11 protein-coding genes are annotated in these 12047 nt (G+C 66.2%); 7 read left to right on the top strand and 4 right to left on the bottom strand.

From position 1 onward, the window contains the following. Positions 1–282: 282 nt before the first annotated feature. The 3 genes from V3B46_RS18750 to V3B46_RS18740 all read left to right on the top strand — a co-directional run bounded on the left by V3B46_RS18750 (position 283) and on the right by V3B46_RS18740 (position 2642). On the top strand, positions 283–1146 hold the full coding sequence (locus tag V3B46_RS18750) for a pirin family protein (RefSeq protein WP_032129853.1): 864 nt from the start codon (positions 283–285) through the stop codon (positions 1144–1146). Between the two features lie 121 nt (positions 1147–1267). Beyond that, on the top strand, positions 1268–1987 hold the full coding sequence (aqpZ, locus tag V3B46_RS18745; RefSeq protein WP_329892600.1) for an aquaporin Z: 720 nt from the start codon (positions 1268–1270) through the stop codon (positions 1985–1987). A 196-nt stretch (positions 1988–2183) separates the two neighbouring features. After that, positions 2184–2642 carry a hypothetical protein gene (locus V3B46_RS18740; protein ID WP_032129855.1) on the top strand — a complete coding sequence of 153 codons (459 nt, stop codon included), beginning with the start codon at positions 2184–2186 and terminating at the stop codon, positions 2640–2642. A 128-nt stretch (positions 2643–2770) separates the two neighbouring features. On the opposite strand, the gene V3B46_RS18735 is transcribed toward V3B46_RS18740, so the two are convergent. Next, a complete protein-coding gene (locus V3B46_RS18735; RefSeq protein ID WP_329892599.1) occupies positions 2771–3622 on the bottom strand; it encodes a pirin family protein in 852 nt (283 codons plus the stop codon). 215 nt (positions 3623–3837) lie between these two features. Here V3B46_RS18735 and V3B46_RS18730 point away from each other — a divergent pair, with 215 nt between their 5' ends. Together V3B46_RS18730 and V3B46_RS18725 are read left to right on the top strand one after the other, a co-directional pair. Further along, the gene (locus tag V3B46_RS18730; RefSeq protein WP_032129857.1) at positions 3838–5919 is read left to right on the top strand and encodes a carbon starvation CstA family protein; all 2082 of its coding nucleotides are present in this window, start codon (positions 3838–3840) and stop codon (positions 5917–5919) included. Then, the gene (locus V3B46_RS18725) at positions 5919–6143 is read left to right on the top strand and encodes a YbdD/YjiX family protein (protein ID WP_005410613.1); all 225 of its coding nucleotides are present in this window, start codon (positions 5919–5921) and stop codon (positions 6141–6143) included. The genes V3B46_RS18730 and V3B46_RS18725 overlap by 1 nt, the downstream gene beginning before the upstream one ends. Positions 6144–6347: 204 nt before the next feature. Here V3B46_RS18725 and V3B46_RS18720 read toward each other — a convergent pair whose 3' ends face one another. Further along, positions 6348–7598 carry a DUF819 family protein gene (locus tag V3B46_RS18720; protein WP_154353139.1) on the bottom strand — a complete coding sequence of 417 codons (1251 nt, stop codon included), beginning with the start codon at positions 7596–7598 and terminating at the stop codon, positions 6348–6350. 133 nt (positions 7599–7731) lie between these two features. Here V3B46_RS18720 and V3B46_RS18715 point away from each other — a divergent pair, with 133 nt between their 5' ends. Beyond that, positions 7732–8121 carry a VOC family protein gene (locus tag V3B46_RS18715; protein ID WP_329892598.1) on the top strand — a complete coding sequence of 130 codons (390 nt, stop codon included), beginning with the start codon at positions 7732–7734 and terminating at the stop codon, positions 8119–8121. Between the two features lie 86 nt (positions 8122–8207). Here V3B46_RS18715 and V3B46_RS18710 read toward each other — a convergent pair whose 3' ends face one another. Next, positions 8208–9494: a sensor histidine kinase gene (locus V3B46_RS18710; protein WP_154353140.1), complete on the bottom strand. Its 1287-nt coding sequence runs from the start codon at positions 9492–9494 to the stop codon at positions 8208–8210. Next, complete coding sequence (locus V3B46_RS18705; RefSeq protein ID WP_154353141.1) at positions 9481–10194, bottom strand: response regulator transcription factor; 714 nt, start codon at positions 10192–10194, stop codon at positions 9481–9483. The genes V3B46_RS18710 and V3B46_RS18705 overlap by 14 nt, the downstream gene beginning before the upstream one ends. Positions 10195–10324: 130 nt before the next feature. Here V3B46_RS18705 and V3B46_RS18700 point away from each other — a divergent pair, with 130 nt between their 5' ends. After that, the gene (locus V3B46_RS18700) at positions 10325–12028 is read left to right on the top strand and encodes an ArnT family glycosyltransferase (protein ID WP_329892597.1); all 1704 of its coding nucleotides are present in this window, start codon (positions 10325–10327) and stop codon (positions 12026–12028) included. Positions 12029–12047 lie beyond the last annotated feature (19 nt).

Genomic DNA, 12047 nt, shown 5'->3' with positions numbered 1-12047 from the left:
GGCGGGCGCGGGGCCCGCGTGGCGGGGGCCCCCCCCCGCCCCCCCCCCCGGCCCCCCCCCCCCCCCCCCCCCCCCCCCCCCCCCGCCCGGTCAAGCGCAGCTTTTGATCTTGCTTCTGCCTTCAGCGACCAACCCCACAGCCACGAGGGGCTTCGCCGTTGGCTGGAACCCCAGTCGAGCAAGCTCGACTCTACGGAACAACCTGTTACCCATACGGGGCATGTGCCCGCCACAGCTGCATGCGATGCTGACCACCTGATCCCTGCCAGCGAGAACGCCCGCATGACCACCATCATCGCCCCGCGCGTGCACGACATCGGCGGACTCGAAGTCCGTCGCGCCGTCCCCACCCTGCAGGCGCGCAGCATCGGCTCGTTCGTGTTCGTCGACCAGATGGGCCCGGCGCTCATGCATCCCGGCACGGCCATCGACGTGCGCCCGCATCCGCATATCGGCCTGGCCACCGTCACCTACCTGTGGTCGGGCGCGATCGGCCACCGCGACACGCTGGGTTCGGACCAGGTGATCCGTCCCGGTGACGTCAACTGGATGACCGCCGGCCGCGGCATCGCCCATTCCGAGCGCACGCCGCAACCTGACCGCGATCACGACAACCCGATCCACGGCATGCAGACCTGGGTGGCGCTGCCGAAATCGCATGAGGAAATCGAACCGGCGTTCTACCACCATGCCGCCGCCACCCTGCCCGAGCAGCGCCGCAATGGCGCATGGCTGCGCGTCATCGCCGGCCGCGCCTACGGCGAAGAATCGCCGGTGAAGGTGTTCGCCGATACGCTCAACGTGGCGATCGACCTCGACCCGGATGCGGAAATCGATATCGACAACGGCCACCGCGAGCGCGCGCTGTACATCCTCGAAGGCGACGCGCAGCTGGATGGCGTGGACATCCCTGCCCAGCACCTGGTGATCCCCGAGGCTGGTGCGCGTGGCCGCCTGCGTGCGAAGACGCCGGTGAAGGCGATGTTGTTCGGTGGCGAGCCGCTGGATGGCCCGCGTCACCTGTGGTGGAACTTCGTGTCCAGCTCGAAGGAACGTATCGAACAGGCCAAGCACGACTGGGAAGCCGGCCGCTTCGGCACCATCCCGGGGGACGACAAGGAATTCATCCCGCTGCCGCAGTACTGAACATCGCGTGTTGCACACATCCGAAGGTGTATCCCTGCACCCGGCGTTGACACTACAGTCACCCGCTGATCATTGAAATGTGACATAAATCACACTTTCGACCGTCAAAGGAGTGCAACACATGAGCATGGGTAAACGCTTGTCCGCCGAGTTCCTCGGCACGTTCTGGCTGGTTCTGGGTGGCTGCGGCAGCGCGGTGCTGGCCGCCAAGTTCGGTGGTGACGGCAATCCGCTGGGTATCGGTTTCCTCGGCGTTGCGCTGGCCTTCGGCCTGACCGTGGTGACCGCCGCCTATGCGTTCGGCCATATCTCCGGCGCGCACTTCAATCCGGCGGTCAGTTTCGGCCTGTGGGCCGGCGGTCGTTTCCCGACCAAGGACCTGATCCCGTACATCATCGCCCAGGTCGCCGGCGGCCTGCTGGCCGGCTTCATCCTGCTGCAGATCGCATCGGGCGCCAGCGGCTTCGCCATTGATGGCAGCCAGGCAGGTGCATTCGCCAGCAACGGCTACGGCGCACTGTCCCCCGGCGGCTACAGCGTGGCCGCGGCCTTCCTGTGCGAAGTAGTGCTGACCGCCGTGTTCCTGATCGTGATCATGGGCGCCACCCACGGCAAGGCACCGGCCGGGTTCGCCCCGCTGGCGATCGGCCTGTCGCTGACCCTGATCCACCTGATCAGCATTCCGGTCACCAACACCTCGGTGAACCCGGCCCGTTCCACGGCGGTGGCCTTCTTCGCCGGCAGCGGCGCGGTCAGCCAGCTGTGGCTGTTCTGGGTCGCCCCGCTGCTGGGCGGCGCGATCGGCGGCATCATCTACAAGTGGATCGGCAACGACCGCTGAGGCCTGTGCGGACCAGTGCGGCCGACCATCGGCCGCAATGGTTACGCGTGTAACCGCGATTTGTGCGATCACTCACGTTCCGTTAAGGTTGAGTTGACCGTCCGTGCACATGCCGGCCGGGGCGGCATCCGGGGATGGGATGCCAAGGCTGCCGGTCCATCCGGCAGAGCCAACGACACACCACCTTGGGGGATGCATGAAGTTCGCGCCTGTAGTGTTGTCGAGCCTGCTGTTCGCGGTGGCCCAGGCCGCCGCGCAGGCTCCCACCGAATGTCCTTCATTGCCGGCCAGCAGCGGCCTGCAGTGGCAACAGCAGGCACAGGCCGATTTCCTGGTCTGCCGCGCCAGCACCGGCGATGGCCGCGAGGTACTGAGCCTGATGCTCAGTGCGCGCGATCCCAACCTTCCATTGAACCGCTCGCTGCGCCAGGAAAAGGGCAGCTTCGGCGGTGAATCGCTGTACTGGTACCAGCCCGATCTGGGAGGCCAGCAGCCGCCCGGCTATGCCGAGCGTCGGATCAGTGTGGTCAAGCTCGACAAAGGGCGTTACGCGCAGATTTCGCTGTATCCGGACAGCGCGCAGGAACTGGGCTCGCTGCAGCAGCTGGCGCAGGGCATGAGCCTGACTCCGTCGGCCGTGGCCGCGGGGCGCTGAAGGTGACGGGGATGACTGCCTGGCAGCATCCCCGCAATGCGAGCCGATCCGACGGCAGTGCCGGCCGCTGGCCGGCACCCCGATCCGCCTTTGTCCGAGGCTGCTGCCGGCCAGCGGCCGGCACTCCCTCAGAACTTGCCTTCCTGGAAATCGACGAAGGCCTGCATCAGTTCCTGCCGCGTGTTCATCACGAACGGGCCGTGGCGCATCACCGGCTCGCGCAGCGGACGGCCGGCCACCAGGATCAACCGCGCACCTTCGCTGCCGGCCGAGATGTGCAACTGCTCGCCACCGCCCAGCACCGCCAGTTCCTGGCGTGCAACGTCGCGCGCGGCGTCCTGCTCACCCACGGTCATCGCACCTTCGAACACGTATGCAAAGGCGTTGTGCCCTTCCGGCAACGCATAGGTCCAGGCGCGATCCGGGGCCAGCGTGATGTCCAGGTAGAGCGGATCGGTGGCCGGCTGCACGATCGGGCCATCGGTGCCGTCCACGCTGCCGGCAATCACCTTCACTTCCACGCCGGCATCCGGGTGCACCACGGGAATGCGCTCGGGTGCGAATTCCTGGTACTTCGGGTCGGTCATCTTCTCCTTCGCCGGCAGGTTCACCCACAGCTGGAACCCGCGCATCTGCCCGCTTTCCTGCTCGGGCATCTCCGAATGCACCAGGCCACGGCCAGCGGTCATCCACTGCACGCTGCCCGGGGTGAGCAGGCCTTCGTTGCCATGGTTGTCGCGATGCCGCATGCGCCCGTCGAGCATGTAGGTGACGGTCTCGAAACCACGGTGCGGGTGTTCCGGGAAGCCGGCGATGTAGTCTTCGGCACGGTCGGTACCGAACTCATCAAGCAGCAGGAACGGATCCAGGTCGGGCAGCGTGGGGCCGCCGATGACGCGGGTCAGGCGCACGCCGGCACCGTCGGAGGTGGGCATGCCACGGATGGTGCGCAGTACGCGGACCGGTTCGGGAAAGCTCATGGCGACTCCTGTTGGATGGGTGCCACTGAAGATGGACGCCACACGGCCGTAGGCCAATGGATGGCTCCGCAACCGATTGTTCCATCCCTGATGTTCGCTGCACGTCAGCGCAGCCGCCGTACGACCAAAGTACTACCGCCGATTCGTCCTGTGCCAATTGACCCTGTCGTGGGCAAGCAGGACTCTTTGTCTGTCTTTCCGGGAGAGAGCACCTCATGAAAGGGTTTTCCAAACTGGGCTGGGCGGTACTCGCTCTGCTCGGCGCGTTCTGTCTGGGCACCGTGGCGCTGCGCCGCGGCGAACACATCAATGCCCTGTGGATCGTCGTCGCGGCGGTGTCGCTGTACCTCGTAGCCTATCGCTTCTACAGCCTGTTCATCGCCAACAAGGTGATGCAGCTGGATCCGACCCGGGCCACCCCGGCGGTGATCAACAACGATGGCCTGGACTATGTCCCGACCAACAAGCACGTGCTGTTCGGCCACCACTTCGCCGCCATTGCCGGCGCCGGCCCGCTGGTCGGCCCGGTCCTGGCCGCGCAGATGGGCTACCTGCCCGGCCTGCTGTGGCTGGTGGTGGGCGTGGTATTGGCCGGCGCGGTGCAGGACTTCATGGTCCTGTTCCTGTCCAGCCGCCGCAATGGCCGCTCGCTGGGTGACCTGGTAAGAGAAGAGATGGGCCAGGTGCCCGGCACCATCGCGCTGTTCGGTGCGTTCCTGATCATGATCATCATTCTGGCGGTGCTGGCGATGGTGGTGGTCAAGGCGCTGGCGGAAAGTCCGTGGGGCATGTTCACGGTGATCGCAACGATGCCGATCGCCATCCTGATGGGCGTGTACATGCGCTACATCCGCCCCGGCAAGATCGGCGAGATCTCCGTGGTTGGCCTGATCCTGCTGCTCGCCGCGATCTGGTACGGCGGCAAGGTCGCCGCCGATCCGGTCTGGGGCCCGGCGTTCACCTTCACCGGCACCCAGATCACCTGGATGCTGATCGGCTACGGCTTCGTCGCCTCGGTGCTGCCGGTGTGGCTGCTGCTGGCCCCGCGTGATTACCTGTCGACCTTCCTCAAGATCGGCACCATCATCGCGCTGGCCATCGGCATCCTGGTGGTGATGCCGGAACTGAAGATGCCGGCGCTGACCCAGTTCGCCGCCAGCGGCGACGGCCCGGTGTGGAAGGGCGGCATGTTCCCGTTCCTGTTCATCACCATCGCCTGCGGTGCGGTCTCCGGCTTCCACGCGTTGATTTCCTCCGGCACCACGCCGAAGCTGCTGGCCAATGAAGCGCACATGCGCTACATCGGCTACGGCGGCATGCTGATGGAATCGTTCGTGGCGGTGATGGCGCTGGTGGCCGCATCGATCATCGACCCGGGCATCTACTTCGCGATGAACAGCCCGGCCGCCGTGATCGGTGCCGATGCGGCCTCGGCGGCGCACTACATCACCAACACCTGGGGCTTCACCATCACCCCCGAGCAGCTGACCGCGACCGCGGCAGCCATCGGTGAACCGACCATCCTGCACCGCGCTGGTGGTGCGCCCACGCTGGCGGTGGGCATCGCACAGATCCTGCACGAGGCGATACCCAGTGGCAGCGACGCGATGATGGCGTTCTGGTACCACTTCGCGATCCTGTTCGAAGCGCTGTTCATCCTCACCGCGGTGGACGCCGGCACCCGTGCGGGCCGCTTCATGCTGCAGGACCTGCTGGGCAACTTCGTGCCGGCCCTGAAGAAGACCGAGTCGTGGACCGCCAACATCATCGGCACCGCGGGTTGCGTGGCGCTGTGGGGCTACCTGCTCTACACCGGCGTGGTCGATCCGTTCGGCGGCATCCAGACCTTGTGGCCGCTGTTCGGCATCTCCAACCAGATGCTGGCCGGCATCGCGTTGATGCTGGGCACGGTGGTGCTGTTCAAGATGAAACGTGACCGCTATGCGTGGGTCACCGCGGTTCCGGCCATATGGCTGCTGATCTGCACCACCTATGCCGGCTTCATCAAGATCTTCGACAGCAACCCGGCACAGGGCTTCCTGGCGCAGGCACACAAGTTCCAGGCCGCGCTCGCCAGCGACACCATCACTGCACCGGCCAAGTCGGTGGCGCAGATGAAGCAGATCGTGGTCAACGCCTACGTCAACACCGGCCTGACCGCGCTGTTCCTGCTGGTGGTGGGGGCGGTGCTGGTGTATTCGATCAAGACCATCCTGGCGGCCCGCCGCAATCCGCAGCGCACTGACCGCGAGACCCCGTACGTGGCGCTGAAGCCGCATGAAATGGTGGATCTGTGATGAGTACCCAACTGGTTCCCGCCGGCCAGTACCAGGCGCACCGCCGCATCTGGCGGCGCCTGGTGCAGACCGCACGACTGTGCTGTGGCATTCCTGATTACGACAACTACGTCCGGCACATGCTGGAAAAGCATCCGGACCAGGAACCTATGGACTACAAGACGTTCTTCCGCGAGCGCCAGGAAGCGCGTTACGGCGGACGCAACGGTGGCCGCTGCTGTTGAGGGTTCGGCTCAACAGCTCTCGAGTGACGTTGAGTAGATCCACGCCATGCGTGGATGAAACCTGGCAGATATCGAGTTGAATCCGGGGCCAGATCCGTTTCCTCCGGGAAACGGATCTGGCCCCTTCCTTGTTCATGGATACCCGTGAAATGCATCCACGCATGGCGTGGATCTACGGAAGCATGACGCGAGGGCGGTCAGAACTCAGCCGGTGGCCATCCACTTCAGGATCAAACCGGTGACGTAGGCCAGGCCCGTGCCGGTGGCATAACCCACCGTACCCAGCAGCACGCCCACCGGCGCCAGCGTCGGATGGAACGCCGCCGCCACCACAGGGGCCGAAGCGGCTGCGCCGATGTTGCCCTGCGAACCAATGGCGAAGAAGAACAGCGGCGCGCGCAGCAGCTTGGCCACCACCCACAGCACCAGCACGTGCGTGGCCATCCAGATCGCGCCGAGCAGGAACAGCCACGGCCGATCCAGCAGCGACAGCAGGTTCATCTGCATGCCGATGCAGGCGATCAGGAAGTACAGGAACACCGTGCCCAGCCGCGAAGCGCCAGCCGCTTCCAGCCGGCGCGCACGGGTGAAGCTCAGGCCCAGGCCCATCGCCGTGGACAGCAGGATCACCCAGACGAACTGGCTGTCCAGGCTGAACTGGCTGGCCCAGCTGACATTGGCCTTGAACCAGCCCGCCAGCGGCGCGGCGATGGCATGGGCCAGGCCGACGCCGCCCAGTGCCACGCCAACGATCACCATCAGGTCGGTCATGCTGGGAATGCGCGCGTTCTGCGCCTCGTAGGCACTGATGCGCGCCTTCATCTCGTCGATGGCACGGGTGTCGGCACCATTGCGGGTGTCGATCTGCTGTGCGCGGTTGGCCAGGAACAGCAGGATCGCCATCCACAGGCTGGCACAGGCCACGTCAACCACCGCGAACTGGCCGAACGTGGTGGCATCGGTGCCGAACACCTCGCGCATGGCGACCATGTTGGCGCCGCCACCGATCCAGCTGCCGGCCAGCGCCGCCATGCCGGCCCAGGTATCACCGGCCACGGTTTCCGGATGGATCAGCTTCATCAGCTGGAACGAGACAATGGCGCCGAGCATGATGCCGGCGGTACCGGCACAGAACACGATCAGCAGTTTCGGGCCGAGCTTGATGACGCCTTTCAGGTCGATCGACAGGGTCAGCAGGACCAGCGCGGCCGGCAGCAGCACGTCACGCGCGACCGGGTTGTACAGCGAGGTGTTGTGGCCATCGATGACACCGGCGGTGTTGTAGATGGCGGGGATGAAATAGCACAGCAGCAGGGCCGGCACCCAGGCGAAGATCTTCTTCAGCAGCGCGGTCGGACCACTGGCGGCCCAGAAGATCAGGGCCAGGGTGGCGGCAATCAGGCCCAGTCCAACGATGTCGTTGCTGATCAGGGCAGTAGCGGGTTCGGTCGGCATGGGATCCTCTGTCGATCGAAAGAGCGGAGAAAAAAAAGCGCCGCATAAGGCGGCGCAGATCGAGATTAACATTGTCTTCACGCCCGGTCATGCTGCAGTGCCGACACTCCCCATCCCGCCAGGGAACCCACTCATGCAGCTTGGTGCCTTTTCGGTCAGCCTCTCGGTGAAGGATCTCGCGGCCTCCCGTGCCTTCTACGAAGCCCTGGGCTTCTCGGTCACCGGTGGCGATGCGGCACAGAACTGGCTGGTGATGCGCAGCAACGGCACGGTGATCGGGCTGTTCCAGGGCATGTTCGAGGGCAACCTGCTGACCTTCAACCCCGGCTGGGACCAGCACAAGCAGGAACTGCTCCACTTCCAGGATGTGCGTGAGCTGCAGGCAGAGCTGGATGCCAGGGGCATCGAACTGGCGGTCCGCACCGATCCTGATGGCCAGGGTACGGGCTATCTGCAGTTGGCCGATCCCGACGGCAACGTGATCCTGATCGACCAGCACGTGGCGCGACCAAACGGGCGTTGAAGCGGACTGCCATTCCGTGGGCAGGCGTCGACCTTGGTCGACGAACGGCATGCCAACCAAGGTTGGCATCTACACGAACGGCCGGATCAGCGCGGTCGCGAGGCACTGAAATCGAGCGTGACACGCGTGCCACGCGGCTCGCAGGGCTGCAGCTGCAGGGTCCAGCCCAGGTGCTCGCACAGCCGCGCGATCAGATCCAGTCCGATGCCGCCGCCACGATCGGCGCGTTCGCCACGGGCCATCCGCGCATGGATCGCCGCGATCTCTTCCGGGCTCATGCCATGTCCCGGGTCCTGCAGGGTCAGCACCGCCGATGAACCCAGGCGCAATTCGATGTGACCACGGCCACTGTTCTCGATGGCGTTGCGCAGCAGGTTGCCGATCGCTGCCTGCACCACCGCCAGCGGCGCGACGATATCCACCGGTGCGGCCTGGATGCCGATGCTCAGATCCTTGTCGCCCAGCAGGTGGCGATGATCGTCGACGATCTCCGGCAGCAGCTGGTCCAGCGCGATGCGCTCGGCACGCGCCGCCAGTCGCGCCGGATCACGCGCCAGCACCAGCAGCAGTTCGATCAGCTGCTCCACGCTCTGCGCGGTGCGCAGTACCCGCTGCATCTGCTGGCGCGCGCGCTCGGGCAGGCCCGGTTGCTCCAGCGCCAGTTCGGCGGCACCGGTCATCACCGCGATCGGCGTGCGCAATTCGTGGCTGGCGGTGCTGATGAAGACCCGCTCGCGTTCGACGAACTGCTCGTTGCGGTCCAGGTAATCGTTCAGCGAATTGGCAATGGTGTGCAGCTCTGAGCTGCCGCGCGGGTCAACCTCGATGCGCTGCCCCTGCACGCCCGGCCTGAGCGCGGCGATGTGTTGTGCCAGCAGGCTCAGCGGACGCACCATCCGCTCCATGCCGAACGAAGCCATCAGCACGGTAACGAAGATCATGATCACCCCGGCCAGCATCACCCAGCGGGTGGCGAACTGTTCCAGGTCATGGAAGTCGGAGATGTCCAGTACCAGCGCGACCCGTCCCATCGACTGGGTTTCACGCACCATCACCGCCGTCTCGCGGCCCTTGACCATTACGCCGTCGTGCAGCCCTGGATGCAGGGTACGCAGGCTATCGGGAAGGTTGACCGCGTCGAAGCGGTACAGGCTCAGCGTGTCCGAATCCTGCCAGCGATAGTGCGGTTCGTGCTCGACATGCTCGACGATGCTGTCGAGCTCGGAGTTGAGCAGCGCGCGCCAGGCAGCATGCTCGGCGTGCTCGTGCACGTAGTTGCCGACGCTGAACACCGCGATCGACAGCAGCGCCAGATAGCCCAGCAACCACCACACCACGCGTCGGTACAACGGGCCCGGCTTACGCGCCCTCATCAGCATTCCTGCCGGCGTCGTCACTCTCCATCACCGCCAACCGGTAACCCACCCGCGGCAGGGTGTGGATCAGCTTCTCGGCAAACGGGCCGTCAACGCTGCGACGCAACTCGTAGACATGCGAACGCAGCAGGTCGCCATCCGGCGGCTCGTCACCCCACAGGGCGAACTCCAGCTGCTGTCGCGTCACCGCACCCGGGCTGGCCCGCATCAGCACTTCCAGCAGTTTGCGGCAGGCCGGGTACAGGTGCAGCACCTGGCCCTCACGCTGGGCCTCCAGCGTCGCCAGGTCCAGCACCAGGTCGCCCACCTGCAGGCGCTTGCGCGGGTTGCGGCCCTGCGCACGCAGCAGCAGCGCTTCCAGCCGCACCTCCAGCTCGGGCAGCGCGAACGGCTTGGTCAGGTAGTCGTCGGCACCGGCGCGGAAACCGGCGATCTTGTCCGGCAGTTCATCGCGCGCGGTCAGCATGATCACCGGCACCTCCGACGCGTGCTCGGAACGCAGCCGGCGCAGCACTTCCGGTCCCTCCATGCGCGGCAGCATCCAGTCCAGGATCACCGCATCGTAGGGGTGGCTGCCGGCCAGGTGCAGGCCGGTGATGCCATCCGGGGCCACGTCCAGCACATGCCCGCGCGACTCGAAATAGTCGAACAGGTTGGCCACCAGCTGGCGGTTGTCCTCGATCACCAACAGACGCATGCACGAAACATCCACGGAAGTTCGTACCATGGTAGCGCCGCCCATGTCGGAATGCGGTCGTCCCGCCCCCTTCTGACGCTTTTCCCACCCCTGCCACCTCAGAATGGCCGTTTTGCTCCCGGAGCCTGCCGTGCCCGTAGCCCTGCCCCGCCGTTGGCGCCTGCCCCTGTTTTGGCTGCTGATCATTGCTGCATTGGCAGCGGGCATCGGCCTTCGGCAGCCGCAGCCGCCGGACGAGCCGCGCTTCGTGCTGGCCGCGCGGACCATGGTCGAGAGCGGGCAATGGCTGCTGCCGCATCGTGGCAGCGAGCTGTATGCCGAGAAACCACCGGTGTTCATGTGGCTGCAGGCGGCCGCCTACGAGGTGGTCGGCAGCTGGCAGTGGTCGTTCCTGCTGCCGTCATTGCTGGGCGCCCTGCTGAGTCTGTGGCTGGTGTCGGATCTGGCACGGCGGCTGTGGTCGCCGAGGCATTCCATCTATGCCCTCGCGGCGCTGTTCTGCACCCTGCAGTTCGGGCTGATGGCCAAGCGTGCGCAGATCGACATGGTGCTGGTGGGGATGACCACCGTCGCCCTGTGGGGCTTGATGCGGCACCTGTGCGAACGTCGCAACCTGCCCGCGCTGTGGCTGGCCGGTTTCGCCGCCGGTGTCGGCACGGTGACCAAGGGCGTGGGTTTCCTGCCGCTGCTGCTGGTGCTGCCCTGGTTCGGCTGGTGGCTGTACCAGCGCCGTCGCGGGCACCGTGTGGAGGGTCCGCACCCGGCAACGCTGCTGTGGCTGATCCCGGCGTTCCTGCTGGGCGTGGGCGTGTGGCTGGCGCCGCTGGGCTGGGCCCTGCTGCATACGCCCAGCGCCGAACTGCAGGCCTACGCGCATGAGCTGTTGTTCAAGCAGACCGGCACCCGCTACGCCAATGCCTGGCACCACCGGCAGCCGGCCTGGTACTACCTGCAGGTGATCCTGACCCTGTGGCTGCCGGGCAGCCTGCTGCTGCCGATGCTGTTCAAGCCCTGGTGGCGCCGCATCCGTCGTGGCGATCGACGCCAGTGGCTGCTGCTGGGCTGGGCCGTACTGGTACTGGTGTTCTTCAGTGCCAGCCCGGGCAAGCGCGAGGTGTACCTGCTGCCGATGCTGCCGGCGATGGCACTGGCCGTGGCGCCGCTGCTGCCCGGCCTGCTGCGCCGCGTGTGCGTGCGCCGCTACCTGTTCGGCTACAGCGTGGTGCTGATGCTGGCCACCGGCGTACTCGGCGTGATGCTGATGACCGAGCACCCATGGGCGTTGGCGCAACTGCAACGCCGCGCCATGCCCGAGACGTTGCTGCCGGTGCTGGGCGATGGCCTGCTGACCTTCGCCATTGCCCTGGCCACGCTGATCGTGTGGCTGCGGGTACGCCGTGCCGCGACGCTGGTACTTCTGACCCACGGCATGCTGTGGATGCTCTACGGCCTGGTGCTGATGCCTGCACTGGACCCCTTCGCTTCGGCGTCGGCACTCATGCGCCGGGTGGGCGCGCGGATCGGACCCGACGCCGAACTGGCGCTGGTGGCCTGGCGCGAGCAGAACCTGTTGCAGGCCGACCGGCCGGTGCGCGAGTTCGGCTTCAAGCGGCCATGGGCCGAGCAGTGGCACGACGCCGGCCCGTGGCTGGCCGAGGCACCGGACAAGCGCTGGCTGCTGGTGCTGGACGATGCGATGAGCCCGTGCGTGGACCCGAGCAAAGTGATCGATATCGGTATTGCCAACAGGAACCGCTGGCAGCTTCTTCCCGGTACCGCGTGGGACGCGGAATGCCACGCCGAACGGGCCGGCGCGACCGCCGAAGAAGACTGAACGCTGACACGTGCCGGGC

It is taken from the genome of Stenotrophomonas sp. SMYL11 (assembly GCF_036320005.1).
GTDB lineage: Bacteria > Pseudomonadota > Gammaproteobacteria > Xanthomonadales > Xanthomonadaceae > Stenotrophomonas > Stenotrophomonas maltophilia_A.
Note: the sequence above shows the minus strand (reverse complement) of the source record. Positions and strands in the feature narration are given on the sequence as shown.

Coding starts and splice junctions, on each gene's coding strand:
- V3B46_RS18750 (WP_032129853.1), top strand. CDS start 283: ATGACCACCATCATCGCCCCGCGCGTGCACGACATCGGCGGACTCGAA.
- aqpZ (WP_329892600.1), top strand. CDS start 1,268: ATGAGCATGGGTAAACGCTTGTCCGCCGAGTTCCTCGGCACGTTCTGG.
- V3B46_RS18740 (WP_032129855.1), top strand. CDS start 2,184: ATGAAGTTCGCGCCTGTAGTGTTGTCGAGCCTGCTGTTCGCGGTGGCC.
- V3B46_RS18735 (WP_329892599.1), bottom strand. CDS start 3,622: ATGAGCTTTCCCGAACCGGTCCGCGTACTGCGCACCATCCGTGGCATG.
- V3B46_RS18730 (WP_032129857.1), top strand. CDS start 3,838: ATGAAAGGGTTTTCCAAACTGGGCTGGGCGGTACTCGCTCTGCTCGGC.
- V3B46_RS18725 (WP_005410613.1), top strand. CDS start 5,919: ATGAGTACCCAACTGGTTCCCGCCGGCCAGTACCAGGCGCACCGCCGC.
- V3B46_RS18720 (WP_154353139.1), bottom strand. CDS start 7,598: ATGCCGACCGAACCCGCTACTGCCCTGATCAGCAACGACATCGTTGGA.
- V3B46_RS18715 (WP_329892598.1), top strand. CDS start 7,732: ATGCAGCTTGGTGCCTTTTCGGTCAGCCTCTCGGTGAAGGATCTCGCG.
- V3B46_RS18710 (WP_154353140.1), bottom strand. CDS start 9,494: ATGAGGGCGCGTAAGCCGGGCCCGTTGTACCGACGCGTGGTGTGGTGG.
- V3B46_RS18705 (WP_154353141.1), bottom strand. CDS start 10,194: ATGCGTCTGTTGGTGATCGAGGACAACCGCCAGCTGGTGGCCAACCTG.